A 23,621-nucleotide genomic window follows, 5' to 3' on the forward strand; every position below is an offset into this window, starting at 1 on the left:
CTTACAACGCCAAACTATTATGCCACTTCCTATCGTTGCAATTATTGGACGGCCCAATGTGGGCAAATCTACCATTGTCAATCGTTTGGCCGGAGATCAACAAGCCATTGTTCATGATGAACCCGGAATCACCCGCGATCGCACTTATCGTCCGGCTTTTTGGCTGGATCGAGATTTCCAGGTAGTAGACACAGGGGGGTTAGTATTTGACGATGATACAGAGTTTTTACCCATGATTCGAGAACAAGCCATGGCTGCGTTAAAAGAGTCCAGTGCGGCGATTTTCGTGGTGGATGGACAAACCGGGCCAACCACAGGGGATAATGAGATAGCTGACTGGTTACGCCAGCAAGAAGTTCCAGTGTTATTAGCGGTCAACAAATGTGAATCTCCTGAACAGGGAATGATTCAAGCAAGTCAGTTTTGGGAGTTGGGGTTAGGCAACCCTTACCCTGTTTCTGGTATTCATGGCAATGGCACTGGAGAACTGTTAGATGATTTAATTACTTATTTACCACGACCAGAAGAAATTGTCGCCAATGATGAGATTAAGGTAGCTATTATTGGTCGTCCTAATGTGGGTAAATCTAGTCTTCTCAATGCTTTTTTAGGGGAAAAACGAGCCATTGTCAGTCCTATTTCTGGCACCACTAGAGATGCGATCGATACCTTAGTAGAAAGGAATGGAAAAACTTATCGTTTGATTGATACAGCAGGAATTCGTCGTAAGAAAAACGTTGAATATGGGGCTGAATTTTTCAGTATTAATCGAGCCTTTAAAGCGATTCGTCGTTCTGATGTTGTCTTATTAGTTCTTGATGCTTTAGATGGGGTGACAGATCAGGATCTTAAATTAGCTGCAAGGATTATTGATGAGGGACGGGCGGCGATTATTGTGGTTAATAAATGGGATGTGGTAGAAAAAGATTCCTATACCATTTATGATTTCCAAAAAATCATTTTATCCCGTCTTTATTTTATGGATTGGGCTGAGACGATTTTTGTTAGTGCTGTCACTGGTCAACGGGTTGAGAAGATTATTAATTGTGTAGATACGGCGGCAGAACAACATCGTCGCCGTGTGACAACTTCGGTGATTAATGAAGCTTTAGAAGAAGCAGCCCGTTGGCATTCTCCTACTACTAGCAGACAGGGAAAACAGGGTAAAGTTTATTACGGAACTCAGGTATCTAGTCAACCTCCAACTATTGCTTTATTTGTCAATGATCCGAAGCGATTTAATGATAATTATCGGCGTTATATTGAGAGTCAATTTCGTCAACAATTAGGATTTCCTGGTACACCAATTCGTTTATTATGGCGTGGTAAGAAAGTTCGTGATGTTGAACAAAGTATGAACCGTGCAACACGAGTTAAATAGGGAAGGTGGGCAATGCCCACCCTACTTTAATTTTACTCCATCCAAAGAATGCATTTTTCTATTTGTTGTTTCATTATTTGTTGATTTGCATGATAACGATGACCATGGCCAGGAAGTACCCATTCCCAAGAATAATCAGCTAATTTTTTCATGGAACTAATTTGTTCTGGCCAAGAATACCAACAAGCATGGCGAAAAGCATAGAGATTATTTAAGTCAGATGACCAAGCTAAATGATCCCCACTAAAAAGATATTTTTGACGATAAATAAGCACGGTATGACCTTTAGTATGACCAGGAACAGGAATGATTAAAATATCAGGAGAAAATTCAATTCTTTCAAATCCTGATAACTTAATTTCTACCTCTTTAGTCTTCTCTGTTATGTCATCAACATGAAGAATTCGTTCACAGTTAAAATGATGAGCAAACTTTTCATGATCTGCCACATCATCTCTATGGGTTAAATAAAGATATTGGATGCCTCCCATTGCTTCTAATTGTTTAACTAATGGAGGCGAAAAACGGGGTGAATCTATTAAAATATTCCCCTCTGGGCGTTGAATTAAGTAACTAGCGGCTCCAAAAGAACTTTCTGAATGATAACCACAATGATAAACGTTTTCCTCAACTAGCAAAGGAAACATTTGCTGAATTTCTTTGATATTTTTGGGTTTTTCTACAGTACCAATTGAAGCTGTGGGACAAGAAAGTAAGGCCTGTAAAGCTTCTTTTATTTGAATTTCATTAATGGGTTGATGATAAACTGCAGACTTATTTCCGTCTCGATGAAAAATTTCAGGAGCCATCCAACGACAGGTATCACAATCAATACAGGTACTATCAACATAAAAATTGCCGTTGATATTTTCGGAGCGACGTTGTTGAAGTTTAGCCATAATTTAATAAGCCTGATATAATATTAGTTATAATTTTATTTTAGCACTTAGCTTGACTTTGAATTGCTGGTTCTACAGGACTTACTATGCTAAACTAATAATTAATAAAAGGCTAAAGCCTTATTCTATAAAAACGAGCGTCCGACGAGCGCGGACTAAATTCTAGGTTGCCTACGCAACCTTTGTTTGTATAGCTTAACTATGAACGAGTTAAAGTCTATTATTTGTAATAATTTAGCTATATTGATTAAATATTTTCCAGGTATCCTCAATGAAGACATCTAGTCAACTATCTCCCTCAAATTCTTTTAAGTCCCTTCCTCGTGCCACAACTTCATCATTTCTGAGACGGTTAAAGTTAATCTTTCGTCCTATAGATTATCTCGAAGATTATGGTAAAAAATTTGGTGATTTTATTGTTCTTGGCAACTCAGAAACCCCTTTTGTTTATGTTAACCATCCTGAAGCAATACAACAAATTTTTACGGCTAAACCAGAAGTTTTTGAAACAGGTAGAGGCAATGGAATTCTCAGGTATTTATTAGGAGAAAATTCTATTTTATTACTTGATGGAGTGTCTCATCGACAACAACGTAAGCTTTTAATGCCACCTTTTCATGGAGAAAGATTACAAACTTATAGTAATGTAATTTATCAAATAACTCAAGAAATCTTACAAGAATGGAAAATTGGTCAATCTTTACTAATTCGTTCAGAAATGCAGAAAATTACTTTGAGAGTAATTTTACAAGTAGTTTTTGGGTTAGAAAAAGGAAAACGTTATGACGAATTACAAAAACTATTAACCATTTTATTAGATTCAATTAGTTCTCCTTTAAGTTCGAGTTTATTGTTTTTTAGTTTTCTGCAAAAAGATTTGGGAAAATGGAGTCCTTGGGGTCGTTTTCTTCATCTAAAAAGTCAAGTTGACCAATTATTAATAGCAGAAATAGAAGAACGCCGTAGCACAGGCAATTTATCAGGGGAAGATATATTAACTTTGTTAATGTGTGCCACAGATGAAGCAGGAGAACCAATGACAGTGGCACAATTAAAATATCAATTGATGACCTTGTTAGTAGCAGGACATGAAACAACTGCCTCTGCTTTAACTTGGGCTATTTATTGGATTCATTATCAACAAAATATTGAAGAAAAATTACGTTTAGATTTGCCTAAATTAGATAACAATAAATTCTTAGAACAGGTCACAAACTTACCTTATTTAGAAGCAATTTGTCAAGAAACTTTACGAATTTATCCCATTACTTTATCAACCTTTCCTCGAATTTTAAAAGAACCTTTAGAGATCATGGGATATGAATTTCCTGCTAAAACTGTTTTGATGCCTTGCGTGTATTTAGTGCATCATCGAGAGGATATATACCCTCAATCTTATCAATTTAAGCCAGAACGTTTTTTAGAAAAACAGTTTTCTCCTTATGAATATTTACCCTTTGGTGGAGGAAATCGTTATTGTATTGGAAATGGTTTAGCCATGTTAGAAATGAAAATAGTATTAGCTACAATTTTGTCTCAATTAAAGTTAAAATTAATCAATCCTCGTCCTCTTAAACCAATTCGTCGTGGACTAACGGTTGCTCCTCCTACTAATTTAAAGATAAAAATAGTGAGTTAGTAAAATTAAAATGATGAGTCAGGTTTCTCTAAAAATTCTATTTCTTCTGAGGTACTAATTCTGTCTAAAATAGAATTACGATGAGGAAATCTTCCGAACTGTTCAATAATATTGAGATGATGATAAGCAGACTCAATTGCCTGCGTACTATATGGATCACTTTGAAGGGTAGAAAATAAGGCTATCGCCTGATGTTGATGACTCAAATTTTCACTATGTTCAAAAGGCAGATAAATAAACCAACGTTGTACAGCTAAAAATTGACAATCAAACTGCTGAAAAATAGCATATTTAGCGATTTCTAAAGCTTGAGAATCGGTAGCAAATGCTTGAGGTTGCTCACGAAACATATTACGCGGAAATTGATCTAAAAGTAAAATTAATGCTAAACAACTTAAGGGGGAATTTTTCCAATCATCTAGTTTATGAGAAGCGGCTTTTTCATAAGTTGAAAGAAAGCGTAATTTTATTTTTTCGTCAAAGGTTGAATCTTTAATAAACCAATCTTTATTAGGCTTTCCGTAATCTTTGTGATCAGGTTTACCAAACCAAAAATCTAAAACATCAGTAAATTGACAAAAAAGTCCAAATTCATCGTTCATAGTTAGTTCCAATTTCCCCACACAGCTAAAGTTAATCCAGGAGAATAAATATTAACAAATTATGAATTATGAATTATGAATTATGAATTATGAATTATGAATTATCTCCGGTTACAGTGTTGACAATTCATTGGTAAACGCTATACTAATTATTTATAATTATAACTGTTTTAGCGAACTTAGGATGTAAAACGATTACAAATTACAGGCTTAAACCCGCTCAGGGTTAAGCTATAGGAACTAAGCCTGGCTACCCAGGCTTAAAATAAGGCTGTGTAGACAGCCTTTGTGCTTATAGAATAAGGCTTTAGCCTGTATTAATTTATTAATTTTACATGACAAATTCGATAGAAGAATTATAACTCACTAATTCCCATCATTTGTAATTGATATAATCCTTTATACAAGCCATTTTGATTAACTAATTCGTCGTGAGTTCCTGACTCTACTATTTCCCCCTGTTTTAAAACTAAAATATGATCAACATTGCGAACTGTTGAGAGGCGATGAGCAATAATAATAGCGGTTTTATTTACTAATAAATTATCTAAAGCTTCTTGAATTAAAGCTTCCGTTCCCACATCTAGACTAGCGGTTGCCTCATCTAAAATTAACACACGGGGTTGACGAATGGCTACTCTAGCAAAGGCTAATAATTGCTTTTGTCCTCCTGATAAATTTGTGCCTCTCTCTCTTAATTGACTATTATACCCTTGGGGTAGATCTTCGATCAATTTATCCACATTTGTTAATCTTGCAGCTTCTTTAATTTGTTCAAAAGAATAATCTTCTCCTAATGTAATATTTCGTTTGACATCGCCAGCAAAGAGAAAACTATCTTGAAAAATCATACCAATATATTGCCTTAATTCCACTTTAGGAATATCTCGAATATCAATTCCATCAATTAAAATTCTACCTTTACTGGGTTCATAAAGACGACATAATAAACGAATAATTGAACTTTTTCCTGCCCCGGTTGGCCCTACTAATGCTATTTTTTCTCCTGGGGGAATGATAAAGTCTAAATTCTTGAGAACAAACTCATCTTTTTTGTAACCAAACCAAACATTTTCAAATCTTATTTCTCCACTGATTTCTGATTTATTTAACGTTTCTAAAGACTGAATATTGTGTTTTGCTTCAACAATATTAATGGGTTCATTCATTAATTCACTAATTCTTTCAATTCCGGTAAATCCTGATTGAAACATGGTAAATTTATCCGCAAATTGGCGCAAGGGATTAAACAGTCTTTGTGAATAGAGAATAAAAGCAGAAAGAGTTCCAAAGGTAATAGTTTCGTTGAGAATAAAAATACCTCCTAACCAAAGAACTCCCCCAATAGCTACCAAACTAATCCATTCTAAAGTAGCAGAAACTGCCGAATCATGAAAAATTGTTTTATCTACCGAATTTCGATATTGTTGATTAATATGACGAAATAATTCAGCATTAAACTGTTCTCTACGAAAGAGTTGAACAATATTAATTCCGGTTACATTTTCTTGTAACATAGAATTGAGATCTGATAATTTTTCTCTAGATTGATAATTTGCTTTACGATATTGTTGTTGAAAATAAACAATTAGTCCGGCAATAGGAATTAACATTAACATCAATAAAAGAGATAATTGCCATTGCAAAATAAACATAGTAATAATGATTACTAAGATAGAAATAAAATCACTTAAAACCCCAATAGCACCACTAGCAAATACATCGCCTAATGCTTCTACATCACTGGTTAGACGAGTTACTAAACGTCCGACAGGGGTACGATCAAAGAAACTGGAATCTAAAGAGGTAACATGAGTAAATAAATCATTACGAACCTCTGCCGTAATTTTTTGACCTAATTTTTGAACAATGAATCCTTGAGAAGCTGCACAAATTAAACGGAGAATAATTGTTGCTAATAAGATAAAAATTAAGACTTGTATCGCCTCAGCTAAAGGAAGTTTTTCTAGAAAACTCCAAGCAGACTCTTGACGTAATAAAGAAACCGCTTGTCCAATAATTAAGGGTTGAATAGCTCCTGAAATAGATAAGGGGAATAATAAAATAAGGGACAGAATCAATAAATTAGGATTTCGACGTACATAAGGAGCTAGTTTTAAAATTAGCAGTCTATCATTTTGAGGCTTATGGATCAAAGGTTTTGACTTAGGATTAGAGGAAAAAATAGTCATTGAATATTCTTGAGTGAACCACCTTAAGTTTCTATTATCCCTTATTTTTTCAAATAAGTTAAGGAGTAATTTTGATTTAGGCTTATTATTGTTTTTATAACAAAAGTGTGTTAGATTAATTTAATTAAGATTTAACAGTTCACAGATAGCTATTCAAAATAACTCTATTGATTAAATATGATAACCCAAAATAAAATTCTATTATCTTTATCTTTGGCATTTAATTTAATTTTTATTTGTTTAACTATTATATTTATTGTGAGAAAAGGAGGATTTTCTTATATTTCTAAAAAATTAGAATTTTTAATGTCTTTTAATCAATCAGCAGAATTATTGTTTAACAGAAACAATCGTCGTAATAGTTATCAGACTAGCTATTATACGGCAAAAAATAAAATTTTTAAACAACTTCCTAACTCTGATCAAGAAATCATTTTAGTGGGAGATAGTTTAACAGATCAAGGAGAATGGTCGGAAATTTTACAAAATTATAACGTAATTAATCGAGGAATTAGCGGGGATACAACTGATGGAATTCTCAATAGAATTGATGAAATAATAGATGCTAAACCCAGAAAACTTTTTATTATGATTGGAACGAATGATATATGGAATGAACAGAAAACAGTTGATGAAGTTATTCTCAATTACCAGGAAATTCTTGATATTATTAAAACAAAATCTCCTCAAACGAGTGTGTATATTCAAAGTATTTTACCTGTCAATAATATTAATTATTCTCTCTCAATTGATAGTAATGATTTGAGTCCAATTAATGATAAACTAAAAAAACTAGCTCAAGAATTTAACTATCAATATATAGACTTATATTCCAACTTTATTGATACTTCAAATCAACTCAATTCTAATTATACTTATGATGGAGTTCACTTAAATGGCAAGGGTTATTTACTTTGGGGCAATCTCATTAAAAAATATGTTGAAAAATAGCTTAATATATTGCTATTTTTGGGTAAAGTAAGCTTTAAAATAAGAAGATTTTAGAAAATTATGATGACTATAATTTTCCGGTAATTCGGCTCCATTAAGATTCGTTTCTGTTAAATTAGAGCCTTTTAAATTGGCTCCTCTTAAATTAGCTTGACTTAAATTAGCTCCTCTTAAATTAGCTCCTCTTAAGTTAGCTTGACTTAAATTAGCTCCTCTTAAATTAGCTCCTTCTAGGTTAGCATAAGTGAGATTACTCCAACGTAAATCTACACGATCACCTATAATTTCTGTTAGATTAGCTCTGACTAAATAAGCTTGACATAAATGAGCTTGAATTAGTTGAGCATGAGTTAGATTAGCTCGATAAAAATAGGCTCCTTGTAACTCTGTCTCATATAATGTTGCTTGAGTAAGATCTGCTTCGCAAAAATTAGTTGCTATGGCATTAGCTTCACTTAAATTAGTTCGATTTAGATAAGCACAACTAAAATCAGCCCCTTTTAAATAAGTCTGTCTTAAAGAGGTTCCAATTAAATTAGCTTGACATAAATTAGCTCCTTGAAGATTAGCTTCACGCAAATTAGCCCCGATTAAATTAGCTCCTTGGAGGTTAGCATAACTAAGAATAGAACGGATAAGATTTACATTAGCTAGTTCCGCATTTTCTAGATTAGCTTCTTCTAGTTGTACCCCTTCAAGTTGTGAGCGACTTAAATTAACTTTAGATAAATAAGCTTGTTGTAAATTTCTGTTAGTTAAATCAAGCTCTGTGAGATCGGGTACAATTTTGGGGTTATGTTCTCGCCATGTTATCCATTTTGTCTTTCCTTGCTCTAGTAATATAAGATGTTCTAAATTAGCCATTTTTGTTATTATACCATAAATATCTCTTATTTTTAGCCTAGCAAAGAAGGGGACATATAGCAGAAGTTTCCAAGTGGTAGGGGCGGGTTTTTAGCAAAAGCCGATAATGATAACAAATATGTTAGATAAACCCGCCCTAGTTTAAGTCTCCAAGTAAAATATTGTCAATAGGAGAAAGGCTATATTTAACAACTTTATCCGTTAAAACTTGATAAGATTAGCACTTTTAAATCCTAAAAGATCATTTTTTTTCTAATTCATTCATTTCCATTTTATTCACCTCCTTTCCTAAACGAATTAATCCGGGAGAACAGTCAAAGCGATCAAGATGAATTTCAATAAAAGAGACACAATCAGTATTACTTTTCGCCTTGATCAAGGCTTCTTCTAGTTCCCCCTCTGTTGAAACTTCACAACTCCAACTTTCGCCAAAAATATGAGGTAATTCATGATATTTCCAAGGTTGAATATCATTGTATGGCCCATCATGAATTAATCTTTCAATAGTATAACCATCATTATTAAGTAAGAAAATAATTGGATTAAGTTTATGCCGAATAATGGTAGATAATTCTTGGGCTGTCATTTGAAATGCACCGTCTCCTACAAAAACAATAGGACGATGTTTTGGAGAGGCTAAAGCAGCCCCTAAACAAGCGGGAATTGAATAACCAATAGACAGATAAAAAGCTTGTCCAATAAACTCTGCTCCTTTGTGCATTAATAAATCAATGGTGGCAATAATCGCATCTCCAGTATCAGAAATAACGATAAAATCATCATCTAAAAAATGATTAATTCGTTCGTAAAATTTCTGAGATATTATTTTTTTATCTGGTTTAACTTCAAAGTTTTTTGTTAATAAATAAGAAGCTGGTTTAATGTCTAATGATTCATAATTTCGCGAAGTTAAATTATTCATTAATCCATCAATAAAATCTCCTAAATAAATAGGCTGATAAAAATGATTTTTTATTTTGACTTTTTCAGAATTAGCATTAATTAATTTTTGTGCATCAAGTTGAGCAGTATAAATGCCTAAATTCATATCAGACATAATCGCGCCAAGACATAAAATACAGTCAGAAGTTTCAATACGTTGACGGATAGATTCTCGACTTAATGCCCCAACATAATTACCAATAAATTGAGGATGTAACTCTGGAATACAGGATTTTCCTAGTAAAGTAGTGGCAATAGGATAGCCTGTTTTATCTAATAATTTTATCAATTTACTTTGCATCTGAAATCTATGAATTTCTACTCCAGATAAGATAACAGGTTTTTTTGCTTTTTCTAGTAAGGTAACAGCTTCTTCTACCGCTTCATTTAAAGCATTAATATCAGTTAATTCTTTGATGGGAAGTGAAATATCAACAGAAGGGGGACAAGGTTGATTGACTAAATCTGAAGGGATTTCAATGTAAACTGGTCGTTTATAATGGAGACAGGCAGCTAAGACTTGATCAATTTGTTTAGCAGCTTGACCTGGTTCAGTAATAATAACAGCCGCAACTGTCGCTTTTTCCATAATAGAAAATTGTAAATTATAATCTCCTGTTGTATGATGTAATAAGAGATGATTTCCTCTAACCGCATTATTAGGTCCGCCGCTAATTACCACTAAAGGAACTCGTTCTGCATAAGCTCCAACTACCGCATTAACTAAACTAAATCCTCCCACTCCATAGGTAATGCAAACAGCCCCTAATCCTTTGATTCTAGCATAAGCATCAGCAGCATATCCAGCATTAAGTTCATTACAGGTACAAATTAAATCAATTGGACTTTCAACAAAAACATCCATTAAGCTAAGAACATAATCACCTGGAACCCCAAAAATGTGATTAAGACCAAGTTCTTGTAACCGATTACACAAATATTGACCAACACTAATCATAAGACTATTCTAATCATATTTTTTTCTACTGTAACTTAAATTTTCAAAAAATGGTAAACTGTTTTGCATTTAAAATGCTTATTAAAAATTTGAGTATAAAGATGAAGGTTCTAGCGGACTTACTATCCTAAACTAATAATTAATAAAAGGCTAAAGCCTTATCCTATAAAAACAAAGTCCGACGAGCGCGGACTAAATTATAGATTGCCTACGCAACCTTTGTTTATATAGCTTAACTCTGAGCGAGTTAAAGTTTATTATTTGTGATAATTGAGCATAACTTGTCCGGTAAAACCTTATTTTTCTGACGAAGAAACACAAAGATTAGCAGAAAAATTTGTTAATCGGACTCAAGGAACAGAGTTAGAAAATCTATGGAATGAGAAATCTTACTTTCCGTGCTATTATACCTAAGCGAGCAGTTCTAGCGGGTAATAGTCGTTAGAAGTGATAGGGAAAGTTCGGTGTAAGTCCGACGCTGTTCCGCAACTGTGATGAGACTTTATTTCTTGGTCTTTAAGTCAGAAAACCTAGCAATATCGCGCCATCATTTTGATTAACTGGTGGCTCAATGATCAATTTTAAATCTATCTGCGAGGTACGGATGAGATTGAATGTTATGTCGAATTATCGATGGTTAAAAATTAGTTGTTTTATAACTCTTTTTTCTTGTTTAATGATAGGCGAAAAAACCCTAGCTCATCATGCTTTTGAAGGAAAAACGCCTACGAATTTATTTGAAGGATTTGTATCAGGATTAGCTCATCCTATTATTGGGTTAGATCATTTTGCTTTTGTGGTAGCTAGTGGATTATTAGGAGCAAGATTAAAACAAGGAATCTTAGTTCCTATTGTTTTTATTTTAGCAACTATGGCAGGAACTGGGATTCATTTACAAGAAATTAATTTACCTTTTGCTGAAGGAATTATTGCTGCTTCTGTGATTATTTTTGGCGGATTATTAACGGTTAAAAATGAGCGTCTAGATGCTTCTTATTGGTCTATGATGGTTGTATCGACTTTAGCCATGTTAGCAGGTATTTTTCATGGTTATGCCTATGGTGAATCCATTGTTGGCTCGGAAATGACTCCACTCATGGCTTATTTAGCTGGATTTGCTATGATTCAGTTAATTGTTGCTTTACTTGTATTTTTCGTCGGGAAGGTAATGTTTAAACAGGGTGAAAATAAAGCATTTTCTATTATTAGATTAATTGGGGTAGGAATTAGTGCTTTAGGGTTTGTCTTTTTAAGTGCTAATTTTGGTCATTAGTTATGATAGGCTGATTAGTAACATAGACATCTTGCCTGTGACAAGAAATCTGATACCTTGAAAGGTGCAGCTACCAAAACAAAGCCCGCCTGCGCGGGCTAATTTATTTGTTAATATTAATATTTTAGGAGTCAACGGCCGTTGACCCCTACTTAATCCTATAAGTAACGTGCGCAAAATTAATTAAACAACCAGGGCGGGTTTATTTAATTTTTTTGTAAGAATCATTGATTTATGTAAAAAACCCGCCCCTACAAATTTTATGTAATTAATTTTGTTTGACTACTTATTAATTAACTAAAATAACCTCTCCAAACCAATAATCTTTCATTTGTTCTGCTGTTACGATATCAAGACCAAATAAAGGATTACCTATCATAAACGCTTTATTTTTGGGATCAATTTTTAATAATGCAACCGCATGAGGAAACTGTTGACTCAGCCATCTTTGCTTAACATGAAGTAATGCAAGTTTATTTTGTTTGATTAATTCATCTAGGGTCATATCATAATGATAATCAGGATTTAATCCTAATTGTTCCATTGCGTTTATTTCTCCTAAAGTATTCGTTCCTAGTCGATTAGTTTGAGTTAACTTTACAACATCTTTTTCTACAATTTCGGGGTGTTTTCCACTGGTTCTGGCTAAAGTAGCAATACTAGCTGGCGCACAAGTTACAGTCGTACTTTGTAACACAACTCCATCACTCATTTTAAATTTTCCTACATCATTAGTGATGGGAGAGAACCAATAAAAAAGTAAGACTAAACAACCACTAATTGCTCCAATTCCTAATAATAATTGATTGCGGCGTTGACTTGATGAAATACCAGCTATTTCTAAACATAATAAAAAGCCAAAAATAAAACAACCAAATCCAAATAAGATTTCATCAAAATTGGCTTGAAGATGAAGTAAAAACATAATAGGAAAAATTTTAGGGGCGTGAGAATATAAATTCAAGCGATCAACTAAAATTAAGATAGTTAAAATAGCAGCAAGACCAAGAAAAACACCTCTAGCTTTTTTTTGATGTTTATCGAGAGCATTTTCTGCGGTGATGCCTTTTTGTGCTAGTTGATTTCCTAGAAATCCACCCATTCCTAATCCAATGATTCCAGCAATAATCAAATTTATCATAGTTATAATCTTCCTATTTTATTCTACGATAACTAAGAAAGTAATCAACTGTCAGGAGTAAAAATACGGAGGTGAATCATTAAATTTATCATACCTAATTCAGTTGAGTTAAGCTGTTTATGTAGAGACAATTCATATATAGCATTTCCATTTGAGATGTGGATTTGGAACGGGTATCTTTCCCGTCACAGGCTAGAAGTCTGTGCCACAAATGTTTATATGTCAAATGGAAACACTATATTGCTATAAGTTCTCCTGTGTTTAAATCCCAAACATGAATGATATTATCAAAACCTCCACTAGCTAATAATTGACGATTTTGGGTATCTTTCCAAGGACTAATGGCTAAACAACGCACAGAGTTTGTATGTTTATCTAAAGTATTAACTAACTTGAGATTTTGCCAATTAAATGTTGTTGAAGATGTTTGAACATCATTAATTACTTTTTTTTTACTCTCAGGTTCATTAGAAATTTTTGCGATATGATCAACAAGGGCTTTATTAACTGAAATAATTTGCTCAAGTTTAGAATTAATTTGTTGACGTTCTTTGGCAGCTATTTCTAATTTTTTTTCTAGTAATTTTTGTTTTTCTTGGAGAGAGTTAATTGTTTTTTGATAATCATTCTTAATTTTTAATATTTCTTGATTTAATTGAGTTAATTGAGATTCAATTTCCTCTTGTTCTATGTAATCTTTTGTGCTAAGAATAGCCCTACTATTACTAAAATCAAGGATTCCTAATTCTTCCAATTTCCACTGCTTACCATTAGCCATTAAAGAAAGTTTTGCAGGTTTAATTAATGAAAATTTTCGCGTCCCTATTTCTTCATATCCTTGACAAGTAAAAAGAGATTGAACTGTTTTTATTGAGTTAGCATTTATGCGAATATTATCTTTAGGAATTAACCAATAATTATTCTTTTCTGTGACAATTATCCAATAATTACCATTACTTACTTGTTCTAAATAAATACTTTCATTCGTTTGTCTTTGATAACTTTCCGGGGTTAAAGCAACTATAATAGCAAGATGACTTAAAATTTGGGGACTGTTATGATAAATATCAATTAATTCAGTTTCTGAAGCTTTAATACGAGAAATTTTAGGTAATTCCATCGCACCAGTTACCCGCGAAGCTTTAATCATTCCCCAAGGATGACTCCCTTGTTCTAAAGACTTGACAAGAGAGTTAAATTGAGTTTCTAATTGATTAAATCTCTCAACAATATTTTCCAAATTATTATCAGACAAACTTACCTCCTTTTTTAGCCACATTTAAGGGTTTTAAAGCCAAATTCTACTCCTTGGGGTGCAGGTGCGTCTTTATCTACTTTAACAATACAAGGGTCAATCTTTGGTTCACCTTGGTCAAATTTCCATGATTTTCCTGACCCGTCAGTTTTAATTGTAATAGATTTTAATTCTTTTAAAACATCTTGACGGGTGACATTTTCGGGAGACTTAGTAGCTTTTATTGCTTGAATAATTGCTTCTGCTGCATCAAAACTAGCTACAGTTCGCCAGTTAATATTTCCTCCCCATACTTTTTGAGATTTGTTAGTATAAGTATCACTAGGAGCGACAGGAACTACTAAATATAAATTATTTACATCATTGCCTCCTTGTTCAAGAGTTGTGGGAGAATAAAGCGCATCTCCTCCTAATAATTTAATATTGGTATTTGCTTTAAGCTTTTTGGCAATTCTAACAGCAATAGAAGTAGAATTAACACTCGGTAATAAAATCGCTGTATCTGCTTCATCTTTAATACTATTGACCGCTTTTTCAACATCAAAATCTTCAGCTTCAATACTAATTTTATTCATAATAGTTGCTGAAGTTAAAGCATTTTCTATTTCTTCGGTAAGACTTTTACTATAAACACTCTTTGAATCGTAAAAAATAACAATTTTCTTGGCATTTAATTTTTTTTCTGCATAATTGGCTAATATAGGAGCATTGGCCGCATCAGAAGGTACAGTACGAAAGAAAACTTTATGCTCACTTTTTTGATTAATTTCGTGTAAGCTAATAGCGGTACTTGTTGGTGAAATCATCGCTAATTGTTGTGTTTCATAAGTCGGCAATGCTTCTATGCTCGCATCACTAGAATTATGTCCAATTACCGCTAAAATATAGGGATTTTTACTAAGTTCTTGAGCGACAATAGGAGCAATTTTAGATTCATTTCCATCATTAACAATGACTATTTCTAGTAAGCGATTTTGAATTCCACCTGCTTCATTAACTTGGGTCTGAACATCAGCAATACCCCGCAAAATTTCTTGAGCAGATTTAGGTTTACTGACATCACCTTTACTCGGAACAACAACCGCAATAGTTAAAGGACAACCCTTATTTCCTGTGGTAAACTCTTGACGTGCTTGAGCATTATTACGGTAAATTTGGGGTTCAGGGTCAGTTCTAGCAGCATCAACCGCATAATCAAAAAAGGTCTTAGCTTGTTCGTAGTTTCCTATTTTAAATTTCTCAGTTCCTCGGTTAAGATCTATGTTAGGTTCTCCTTGAAAAAGACTTCTTTGTCCTAAACTAAATCTTTCTGGTTCTTGTGTGGGTTGAAATATCAAACATTCCTTAGTATCAGGAGTATTGTTATTTGAAATTGTTGGTTCCGGTGTTGGTTCCGGTGTTTTTTTATTAATAATAAAACCGTAAACCGCACCTCCTAAAATTCCTACACCTAATATTACTGCGCCTAAAACAATTGGTAAATTAGAATTATTCGTAGGTGATGTTGTCTTTTGTGTTGAAGAAGTCGAACCACTAGAAGTTTGTGGTTGACCAGTTGAATGAGGAGATGTTGCACCGCAGTCGATACACTCTAAACCGTCTTCGACAAAGCGTTCTTCATGGGGTTTATTAGATGGCCCCGTACATTTCCATTTCTTTTTTCCACCCATGATAATCAAGTTTATTAACAATATTTTATTAAGTATATAATATCTATCATAATTTTATGGTTCTACCGGACTTACTATGCTAAATTAATAATGAATAAAAGGCTAAAGCCTTATGCTATAGAAACGAAGTCCGACGAGCGCGGACTAAAGTCTAGGTTGCGTAGGCAACCTTTGTTTGTATAGCTTAACTCTTCAGAGTTAAAGTTCATTGTTTGTGATAATTTAACACACCTCGTTCCTCTAACACCCACTGTCCATTTCCTCCTGACACTTTCCCTGGTTTAACCAGTTGAAAGTTTTTGGGATTTGAGTTATCTTTTTTATAATCCTCACACTTAAATAATACTTCAACTGATGTCATATCGTTTGTATTTAGTGCGTCTTCTTTGGGGACAAGATACAAGTTACCCTGAATATTCACTATCCAATATTTAGATGGACTCTGTTCAGTCAAAATAGGTTTCTTCCCACTTCCAGTACGACTGCTTTCAATACTTGTAGATTCGGTTGAAACAGAAATTAGTCCGTTATCATACTTAAGTAATTTATTATCATTATAAATAGAAATTAACTCTTGTTCATTCGTAATTGTTGCTTTTTTAGTAGCAAGTGCAGACGTTGATGAATAATGTCCTGAACCATTATTAGGGAGTGAATCGCTTTGTCGGGATGGAAAATTTGAAGGAGTTTGATTATTTGAGTACAATTTTTCTTGAGATAATTTATTAATTGTTATCTCTTGTTGTTTGTTGGTTTGTTTAAGCGACTCTAACTCTCTGTCAAGTTTATTGATTTCTTCTACTAACTGTTTAATATAATTCTCTAGTTTTAAAACAGTGTTTTGTTCATTGTGGTAATTATAAGTTGCTACTTTGTTTTTTGAAAAAGTGTTGTTTTCGTCTGGATAATTAGGATTTTCTAATTCGTTAATGAGATCATTGTTTCTTCTATCTTTTCTTCTCTTAGAACCTAAATCACTAAATATCTTACCTTTATTACTCATCAAAGGTAAGACAATTATAGCTGTACTAAATATCAATAATCCCAACAGCACAACTACAGTAATGATGAATTTCTTATTAGTATTATTTATTTGCTGAGTAAGAACTTGTTTCTCATTTTCAAGAGTTTGATTTTTTTGATTTAATAGAGTATTATTTTGCTTTTCCTGAGCAATTTGTTTATTTAACTGCTCAATTTGATCTTTAAGTTCACTAACATCAGAAGTATTTAATAAATCATCTATTTCTTTTTTAATCTTTTCTAGCTCATTTTTAATTTCTGTTATTTTATCTGTAGTTTTCTCTTGTAATTCTCCCTGTGTTATTTCAGCAAAAATACCATATCTTTTAAATTTACCATTTTCTGATGGCTTCATTTCTAGCTGTTTTTGAAGTTGCTCAATTATATCTTTATCTTCCTTAATAATAGGATCATATAAAAGTTTAATAATTTTATCAAAGTCAGTTATTTTTTGCTCTAATTCTGTAATAAAATCATTTTCATTTCTCTCAAAGTTAATTACTTCATTAAGGGATGATTTAACTATAAATTCCTTATCTATTTGAACTTTTAACTTTCCCCAACTTTGCTTAAATTGATCCCAAGAATCAGTTGTTGGTTTAAAATCAATACTATTTTTTATCTTATTTTTTTCTTCTTCATCTTCAGTAGTAACAAATTTTTGCAGGTTACTATTAAGTAATATTATGTTTTTTTCAAGGTTATCTAAGCTAGTTTCAGCATCAGTAAGCGTTTTTTGTAATTCTTCTAAATTTTGATTATTTTCTGCTAAATTTGCAGGACTTTGTACCGCACTTTGACTTGACAAATTTTCAGGATCATTATTTTCGGGTTTACAACTAATCAATAACCCAGATGTTAATAAGGGTAATACTAAAGCTAAAATTAATTTTTTATTTTTCATACGTCTATATACTTATTTATTAAGAATGAGTTAACACACCTCGTTCCTCTAACACCCAATGTCCATTTCCCTCTGACACTTTCCCTGGTTTAACCAGTTGGAAGTTTTTGGGGTTTGATACATCTTTTTTATAACCCTCACACTCAAATAACACTTGAACTGAGGTCATATCGTTTGTATTCAGTGCGTCTTTTTTGGGGACAAGATACAAGTCACCATTAATAGACACTATGCAATACTTCGATGGACTCTGTTCAGTCAAAATAGGTTTCTTACCACTCCCAGTACGACTTGTTTCAATGCTGTTTGGTTCCATCGAAACAGAAATTAATTCTTTATAAGTATCTTTCAGCTTGTTATTATTATAAATTTCAACTAATTTTTCTTGATTTTTGTCAGCAGAAATTAATTCATTTGTTTCACTCAATTCGGAATTATCTTGTGAATTTTGCTCAAGAGAACTTAATGAGGTTAGTTGTGGTTTTTCTGTTATATAAGAACGTATAAATTCTTTTAATTCTTGTCTCATTTCTCTGAGTTCAGAAAGATTATTAGCTATGTTTATATAATCCTGTTTTAAAATATTTAATTCATTTTCTAACTGCTTATTTTTCGTTTTTTCTGCTTCTAATGATTGAGAAATAAATTTATTTTCTTCTTCTAATTTAAGTAACGAGGAGTATATATTATTTTTCTCTGTTTCTGCTTTTTTGAGTTGATTTTGTAAATTTTCCTTTTCCTTTGAAATACCTCTTAAATCAGTCTCTAATTTTTCTACTTTTTGACCATATGTTTTTATTTGTTTAACTAAATCATCTCTTTCCTTTATTGCTTCGTGAATAGTAGATTCTAATTTCATCAATGGAGAAACATCGCCAAATTCTATCTTTCCTTGTTCTTCTAACATTCATACATCTCCATTCGACTTTAGGGATACTTTAACAGGTTCATGAACAATACAATGTCTATTTCATTCACATTAATATCCTTCACAAGCAAAATTTTCTCTAATATTGTAAAACTCCTTGTTCCTCTAACACCCATTTTCCATTTCCCCCTGATACTTGTCCTGCTTTAAGTAGTGTGAACACTTTGGGGTTTGATACATCTTTGTTATAATCCTGACACTTAAATAATACTTCAACTGAGGTCATATCATTTGTATTGAGTGCATCTTCTTTGGGGACAAGATATAAGTTACCCTGAATATTCACTATCCAATATTTAGATGGACTCTGTTCAGTCAAAATAGATGTCTTCCCACTTCCAGCACGACTGGATTCAATGCTGTTTGGTTCCGTTGAAACAGCAATTAAGTCTTTATATGTCTCTTTTAGCTTGTTATCATTATAGACAGAAAGTAATTCTCGTTGATTGTTTTGAAGAGAAATTGATTGCTCATTTTGTATTGATTCGTTATTATCTTGTGATGGAATTTCAGTCTTTTCCTGTGTTTCTTCCGTTATATTTGATGATAAATCATCTGTTTTTGTGAGTTCAGGTTCTACAGATTTATGTTTTGGGATTTCTGGTAAAAGTTTTGGATTCTTTTCTAAAATTATATCAAGCTTTTTAATAATTTCTGGTAAAAGTTTTAAATTTTTATTGTCTTTCAAAATCCTCCTAAGCGTTTCAATTATCTCAGTAGTTTCTGGACTTTTCTCATCTAATTTTTCTATCTGCTTTGCTATTAAAGTGTCATATTTCTGAATTAACCCTTCAAAAGCTTTGAAAAAATCTAAATTCTTCAACTCTTGTATAGATTCAGGTTTAACAGTGATTGCACTGTCTAAGGAAATTAAATTATCTTCTTTAGATAAATTAAGAGTAATTGTTTGCTCTTTTTTAGAATCATATTTAAACTTTAAAAATATCTTAATTGTTAACAAAAGTAAAGCAATTACTAATAAAATCAGAGATGAAAATAAAATAATTTGTATTAAATTAGCAGTTTCGTAGAGTGATTTTTTGTTCGCTAGTTCGGAATTTTCAGCCTTTAAATTCTTAACCTGATTGTCTAATAACTTAAGTTGTAAATCTCTAATAATTTTAGGAGATTCTTCTAAATACTTAGTTTGAGTTTCTTTAGTGTTTTTGTCAAACTTATCTTTTTCACTTGTGGGAATCTTATCTGCTGTCCCAAATAACTCTGCTTGTGCTTCAGTAATTTCTTTAGTTTGTGTTTTTTGATATAAAGGCAACCATAAGATCAAAAATTTCTTGTTATTGTCTATTTCTTTTTTTTGTTCAGGTGGAAGTTTATCATAATATTCTGATTTTAGGGTATTCAATTTTTTTGTAAACTCATCATCAGATTTATTTAAAGTAGCTAAATCAGGTTTGTTTTTAGCTAGATTATCAACTTCTGTTTTAACACCTTCTATTTGAGTGTTAATATCATTTTTATCTTGAGATTTGACTGAATTTAATAATCCATCTCCGCAAATCAATACACTAAATAATAAAGAAAAAGTTAATAATTTTTGTGTTAATTTAACTTTGCTCATTTGACATTCTCCTATGGTCTAAAAATCATGAAAAAAATCAAAACAGGCTAAGCTTTTTAAAAACCTAACCTGTGTATTCATCAATTATTTTTGGGGTGTTTTGATTTTTGCCCAGTCTTTCGCTAATACCCTTAATAAAGCTTTTAAGCCTAAAATAAACGGCGGTTCAAAGCGAATTTCTTCAGATTTTCCTTTCATTTCTTTGATTAAGATATCCTCTAAAGCACGCTGTGTTCTCTTCCACAGTTCAGAATTATCTTTAGTATCTGGACTCATTTTGTAGTCTTTTAAAGCGAAAATTTCCTCAATATTTAACTCCTTCAAAACTTTATGAAATTCACAGAGAAACTTGGGTAACTCTACTAATTCAGGAATTTTAAAGTCCTTAAGTTCTAATTCATCATCCTGTTTTATGCGAGAATTAGCAGTGATTTTATCTGGTACATCTTCTTGATTAATGTTGTAAATTATCAGACAAGCTTCTCCAGCAATTAGGCGGTCATCTTCCTTAATATCCCTTACTTCCAGTCTAGAATCTTCTAACACTAATCCACAAGCAACTTCATCTTTCGGTTGACATCTGTTAGTTAATACTGTTTCAATATTACTATGAGGAAATCCCGACGCAGAACTCAACATTCGACTGAGTATCTTATTAATTTCTGAAGCAGGACTAAAGTTTCCTTGATCATCCAACCAATGTAAAAAGCGAGAACCATTTCCTCCAATATAAACTGGAGTAATACCCTCACGAGAATGTTTACCCTCTTGTTTAAGGACTTTTAACAAAATTCCCACATAATAATAAAGTCCAGCAACTCCAATTGCCATTACTGTAACTAATCCTTTCATGTCTTCTTCATCGGCAATTTGTTCCCTTTCGTTTTTCAACCAGTTTTCACTTTCCAAGCGTAACCAGACATCTAATTTCGCATTAAATGCACCTGTATGTAATCTGTCCCAACCTCCAAAATTATCTTCTAATCTGTTTTTGATAAAGGAAGGATTCTCTCGCACAATTTCAGAAAAAATGTCCCTTCCTGCTAAGAGAACAGAACATTGATGAACTATTTTTTGACTGTCCCAAATAGAAATATCTGAAGTTCCGCCACCCATATCAATACAGGTAGTGTAAACTAAATCTTGACGCTCATAATCAGCAAAATATTGAGCAGAAGCTAAGCTTTCTGTTTTCAAATGTTTAGAATCATTCGGGGTTGGATACTTGTGAGTAATTCCTGTAGTTTTTCCTAAGTCAGTAAGAATTTTTTTCCAACTGCTAACATAACCTTTCCTTTCTGCATGAGAAAAAGCAGAGGGATAAGAGATGGCCCATTGAATAGATTTAACCCCAGATTCAGCCGCTAAAGCCGAAATATGTAAGGCTAAATGGCTAATAAATAACTGATAGTATTCGGTGTTTCCTTTTTGCCATTTCAGATTAGTTTTGATATGCTCTTCTTGGGGCTTAAATGTCTTGTTATTGGGGATATACATACGTCCATCAAAAATCGGTAATTTAACCTCATGGTTCGGATTTTTTCCATTAGTAGTGAGGACGCTAGATATCGGTAAGGGTTTATCTTGAGGAATGAAATTTTCTGGTATAAAAAACTCAAACAAAGCGTTCAAAATTGTATCTGGTGCAGCTTTTGTAATCTGACGTTGTAGATTTTTTAATGGCAAAGGTTCAGGACTATCTTTGAGTTTAATAAAAATATTAGTGAAAGAAGTCCCAAAGTCTACCCCAACTTTCCAATCCCGATTTTTATTAATATCAGTGGGAGACTTCATTAAAATCATTCCTATTAGGTTTCCCTGACCATCTGTACAAGGAAATACTTCAGGAAAAGCTGGTGATTTGGATAATTGATATTTACCAAATCCCACGTTAAAATCGTAAGAATCTTTCGCTTCAGGAATAGTGATTTGAAATGCTTTTGCCCCTAATTCTGAATCGTAGTAAAATGTGTAGTATTCTTGCCAACCTTCTGTACGAAAATTGGGCCAAATTTGTACAACAGGTAACTGTTCTCCAAGACAATTTTCTTCTTTGAGATCATATTCTTTGTACAATGGATAAGATTGTTGCTTCTGCTTAACTCCACTCAGAGGTAAATTTAAAATGAGACGAACTTTGCCATTATTCTGCATTTTAAATGTAATTTTTTCGACTAATTCTTCTGGTGTAAAGTAGTCAACCAACATAGAATTAAGTGGAATTAAAGGAGTCACTGGCTTATTATTAAACCGAATAACGTCATTCTTTTTTTTGTCAGGTAATAAAGCACCAGGTAAACCGTCTTCCAATTCGATAAAGTATAATTCAGGAAAAAATAAATCGTCTTTTTTGACTAAATTAACTTCTTTTACCCATCGTTCTTTAAAGTGAGCAAATTGTCCAGGTTTAAGAGAAGCTAAAGTTTGTCCTTCATGTAGCCAAATATTTTGCGGTTCCACTCCCCAAACTTTAGGCATTTCTTCGGGGTCATAAAGCAATAAAGGCAGTTGTTTACCCGTTTTGACTCTACTGGGTATCAATGCCACGCTGGAGGGTTCTGGAGGGGCTTTAACGGGCTTATTTAGCGCTATTAAAGCCCCTCGGTTAATAGGTATTCCAAAAAATTGTTCATTGGTGCTAAAACATTCTTCTGGTTGTAGTTCTTGATTTTGGGCTAAACTACGCTGAAAATCGACAATTAAGCCTGTAATAGTATTTAAAGCTGTATCATTACCGCCGTATTGTCCTAATTGTTGACTTAGGTTTCTTAACCACATCCACAATAAGGCCTGTTCTTCAGCATTAAGAAAAGCTTGAGGGGCCTGTAATCGTTGTAATTCCCGATTCCACCAAGGTAACTTACCCCAGTCAGCTTCGGCCGAAGGAACCACCAAAGTAGTCGGAGAAGTCATTCCTACAGGTCTCTTATGACGAACATTGTCTATTTCAACTTCGTACAAGAAAACGTATAAATCTTGCCAGGGATGTTTATTTTGTAGGGTATAAAGGTTTCTTTCTCCATAATTAGGTTTTAAGTCGAATAATGACTTGCCAAAGCTGACCCCTTGCAATTTATCACTGCCTAACTCTACCAATTTGGCAGTTAAAGGTAAACCTCTCATCTCCGCTAAAGCAACGGCAGCTAACATTCCTTGCCACTGGTCAATAAATTGCGATCGCATGGAGTGTCTACGATCATATAATACCATCTCAAAAGTGAGAGGACGGGCCCACATAGTAGGCACAGAACTAATATTTTTAATCGCTCCAGGAGCGTTATATTCTAAGCTAGTAGCGACATTATGAAAAGCTGTACTTTGTTGTTCATTCCACTTTCCAGGGACATCACTACTGATATCACTATCTTCCCTCATTTGAGGCAATAGTAAAACGGTTTTTTCAGACATTTTTTAATCCTC

The 23,621-nt window shown here is 33.0% G+C and carries 16 protein-coding genes and 1 riboswitch; of the genes, 4 read left to right on the top strand and 12 right to left on the bottom strand.

The genetic code is table 11. From position 1 onward, the window contains the following. Positions 1–19 precede the first annotated feature (19 nt). Complete coding sequence (gene der / locus AsFPU1_RS00895; RefSeq protein ID WP_124969773.1) at positions 20–1,381, top strand: ribosome biogenesis GTPase Der; 1,362 nt, start codon at positions 20–22, stop codon at positions 1,379–1,381. Between the two features lie 32 nt (positions 1,382–1,413). Here the strand turns inward: der and AsFPU1_RS00900 are convergent, their stop codons facing one another. Continuing rightward, on the bottom strand, positions 1,414–2,280 hold the full coding sequence (locus AsFPU1_RS00900; protein ID WP_124969776.1) for an MBL fold metallo-hydrolase: 867 nt from the start codon (positions 2,278–2,280) through the stop codon (positions 1,414–1,416). A 271-nt stretch (positions 2,281–2,551) separates the two neighbouring features. Here AsFPU1_RS00900 and AsFPU1_RS00905 point away from each other — a divergent pair, with 271 nt between their 5' ends. Beyond that, positions 2,552–3,919 carry a cytochrome P450 gene (locus tag AsFPU1_RS00905; RefSeq protein ID WP_124969779.1) on the top strand — a complete coding sequence of 456 codons (1,368 nt, stop codon included), beginning with the start codon at positions 2,552–2,554 and terminating at the stop codon, positions 3,917–3,919. A gap of 5 nt (positions 3,920–3,924) precedes the next feature. Here the strand turns inward: AsFPU1_RS00905 and AsFPU1_RS00910 are convergent, their stop codons facing one another. Together AsFPU1_RS00910 and AsFPU1_RS00915 are read right to left on the bottom strand one after the other, a co-directional pair. After that, the gene (locus AsFPU1_RS00910) at positions 3,925–4,521 is read right to left on the bottom strand and encodes a DUF924 family protein (RefSeq protein ID WP_124969782.1); all 597 of its coding nucleotides are present in this window, start codon (positions 4,519–4,521) and stop codon (positions 3,925–3,927) included. A 356-nt stretch (positions 4,522–4,877) separates the two neighbouring features. Beyond that, the gene (locus AsFPU1_RS00915) at positions 4,878–6,713 is read right to left on the bottom strand and encodes an ABC transporter ATP-binding protein (protein WP_124969787.1); all 1,836 of its coding nucleotides are present in this window, start codon (positions 6,711–6,713) and stop codon (positions 4,878–4,880) included. Positions 6,714–6,890: 177 nt separating this feature from the next. On the opposite strand from AsFPU1_RS00915, the gene AsFPU1_RS00920 reads away from it, so the two are divergent. Continuing rightward, positions 6,891–7,664: a GDSL-type esterase/lipase family protein gene (locus tag AsFPU1_RS00920; protein ID WP_124969790.1), complete on the top strand. Its 774-nt coding sequence runs from the start codon at positions 6,891–6,893 to the stop codon at positions 7,662–7,664. Between the two features lie 12 nt (positions 7,665–7,676). On the opposite strand, the gene AsFPU1_RS00925 is transcribed toward AsFPU1_RS00920, so the two are convergent. Both AsFPU1_RS00925 and AsFPU1_RS00930 read right to left on the bottom strand, forming a co-directional pair. After that, a complete protein-coding gene (locus tag AsFPU1_RS00925) occupies positions 7,677–8,528 on the bottom strand; it encodes a pentapeptide repeat-containing protein (RefSeq protein WP_124969793.1) in 852 nt (283 codons plus the stop codon). A gap of 241 nt (positions 8,529–8,769) precedes the next feature. After that, entirely contained in the window at positions 8,770–10,428 is a 1,659-nt protein-coding gene (locus AsFPU1_RS00930) for an alpha-keto acid decarboxylase family protein (protein WP_124969796.1), read from the bottom strand. A 408-nt stretch (positions 10,429–10,836) separates the two neighbouring features. Continuing rightward, positions 10,837–10,980: riboswitch (cobalamin riboswitch) on the top strand. A 67-nt stretch (positions 10,981–11,047) separates the two neighbouring features. Here AsFPU1_RS00930 and AsFPU1_RS00935 point away from each other — a divergent pair. Beyond that, entirely contained in the window at positions 11,048–11,701 is a 654-nt protein-coding gene (locus AsFPU1_RS00935) for a HupE/UreJ family protein (protein WP_227873324.1), read from the top strand. A 289-nt stretch (positions 11,702–11,990) separates the two neighbouring features. Here AsFPU1_RS00935 and AsFPU1_RS00940 read toward each other — a convergent pair whose 3' ends face one another. The 7 genes from AsFPU1_RS00940 to AsFPU1_RS00970 all read right to left on the bottom strand — a co-directional run bounded on the left by AsFPU1_RS00940 (position 11,991) and on the right by AsFPU1_RS00970 (position 23,609). Further along, complete coding sequence (locus AsFPU1_RS00940) at positions 11,991–12,842, bottom strand: cysteine peptidase family C39 domain-containing protein (protein WP_124969802.1); 852 nt, start codon at positions 12,840–12,842, stop codon at positions 11,991–11,993. 235 nt (positions 12,843–13,077) lie between these two features. Further along, positions 13,078–14,097 carry a WD40 repeat domain-containing protein gene (locus tag AsFPU1_RS00945; protein WP_124969805.1) on the bottom strand — a complete coding sequence of 340 codons (1,020 nt, stop codon included), beginning with the start codon at positions 14,095–14,097 and terminating at the stop codon, positions 13,078–13,080. Positions 14,098–14,111: 14 nt separating this feature from the next. Continuing rightward, complete coding sequence (locus AsFPU1_RS00950) at positions 14,112–15,767, bottom strand: ABC transporter substrate-binding protein (protein WP_124969808.1); 1,656 nt, start codon at positions 15,765–15,767, stop codon at positions 14,112–14,114. A 205-nt stretch (positions 15,768–15,972) separates the two neighbouring features. Continuing rightward, a complete protein-coding gene (locus AsFPU1_RS00955) occupies positions 15,973–17,694 on the bottom strand; it encodes a hypothetical protein (RefSeq protein ID WP_124969811.1) in 1,722 nt (573 codons plus the stop codon). A 19-nt stretch (positions 17,695–17,713) separates the two neighbouring features. After that, the gene (locus AsFPU1_RS00960) at positions 17,714–18,601 is read right to left on the bottom strand and encodes a hypothetical protein (protein ID WP_124969814.1); all 888 of its coding nucleotides are present in this window, start codon (positions 18,599–18,601) and stop codon (positions 17,714–17,716) included. 100 nt (positions 18,602–18,701) lie between these two features. Continuing rightward, entirely contained in the window at positions 18,702–20,201 is a 1,500-nt protein-coding gene (locus AsFPU1_RS00965) for a hypothetical protein (protein WP_124969817.1), read from the bottom strand. An 84-nt stretch (positions 20,202–20,285) separates the two neighbouring features. Further along, complete coding sequence (locus AsFPU1_RS00970; RefSeq protein ID WP_124969820.1) at positions 20,286–23,609, bottom strand: cell division protein FtsA; 3,324 nt, start codon at positions 23,607–23,609, stop codon at positions 20,286–20,288. Between the last annotated feature and the right edge of the window lie 12 nt (positions 23,610–23,621).

It is taken from the genome of Aphanothece sacrum FPU1 (assembly GCF_003864295.1).
Taxonomy (GTDB): domain Bacteria; phylum Cyanobacteriota; class Cyanobacteriia; order Cyanobacteriales; family Microcystaceae; genus Aphanothece_B; species Aphanothece_B sacrum.

What these genes read in the sequence shown, in the direction of transcription:
- der (WP_124969773.1), top strand. Translation starts at nt 20, where the DNA reads ATGCCACTTCCTATCGTTGCAATTATTGGACGGCCCAATGTGGGCAAA.
- AsFPU1_RS00900 (WP_124969776.1), bottom strand. Translation starts at nt 2,280, where the DNA reads ATGGCTAAACTTCAACAACGTCGCTCCGAAAATATCAACGGCAATTTT.
- AsFPU1_RS00905 (WP_124969779.1), top strand. Translation starts at nt 2,552, where the DNA reads ATGAAGACATCTAGTCAACTATCTCCCTCAAATTCTTTTAAGTCCCTT.
- AsFPU1_RS00910 (WP_124969782.1), bottom strand. Translation starts at nt 4,521, where the DNA reads ATGAACGATGAATTTGGACTTTTTTGTCAATTTACTGATGTTTTAGAT.
- AsFPU1_RS00915 (WP_124969787.1), bottom strand. Translation starts at nt 6,713, where the DNA reads ATGACTATTTTTTCCTCTAATCCTAAGTCAAAACCTTTGATCCATAAG.
- AsFPU1_RS00920 (WP_124969790.1), top strand. Translation starts at nt 6,891, where the DNA reads ATGATAACCCAAAATAAAATTCTATTATCTTTATCTTTGGCATTTAAT.
- AsFPU1_RS00925 (WP_124969793.1), bottom strand. Translation starts at nt 8,528, where the DNA reads ATGGCTAATTTAGAACATCTTATATTACTAGAGCAAGGAAAGACAAAA.
- AsFPU1_RS00930 (WP_124969796.1), bottom strand. Translation starts at nt 10,428, where the DNA reads ATGATTAGTGTTGGTCAATATTTGTGTAATCGGTTACAAGAACTTGGT.
- AsFPU1_RS00935 (WP_227873324.1), top strand. Translation starts at nt 11,048, where the DNA reads ATGTCGAATTATCGATGGTTAAAAATTAGTTGTTTTATAACTCTTTTT.
- AsFPU1_RS00940 (WP_124969802.1), bottom strand. Translation starts at nt 12,842, where the DNA reads ATGATAAATTTGATTATTGCTGGAATCATTGGATTAGGAATGGGTGGA.
- AsFPU1_RS00950 (WP_124969808.1), bottom strand. Translation starts at nt 15,767, where the DNA reads ATGGGTGGAAAAAAGAAATGGAAATGTACGGGGCCATCTAATAAACCC.
- AsFPU1_RS00955 (WP_124969811.1), bottom strand. Translation starts at nt 17,694, where the DNA reads ATGAAAAATAAAAAATTAATTTTAGCTTTAGTATTACCCTTATTAACA.
- AsFPU1_RS00960 (WP_124969814.1), bottom strand. Translation starts at nt 18,601, where the DNA reads ATGTTAGAAGAACAAGGAAAGATAGAATTTGGCGATGTTTCTCCATTG.
- AsFPU1_RS00965 (WP_124969817.1), bottom strand. Translation starts at nt 20,201, where the DNA reads ATGAGCAAAGTTAAATTAACACAAAAATTATTAACTTTTTCTTTATTA.
- AsFPU1_RS00970 (WP_124969820.1), bottom strand. Translation starts at nt 23,609, where the DNA reads ATGTCTGAAAAAACCGTTTTACTATTGCCTCAAATGAGGGAAGATAGT.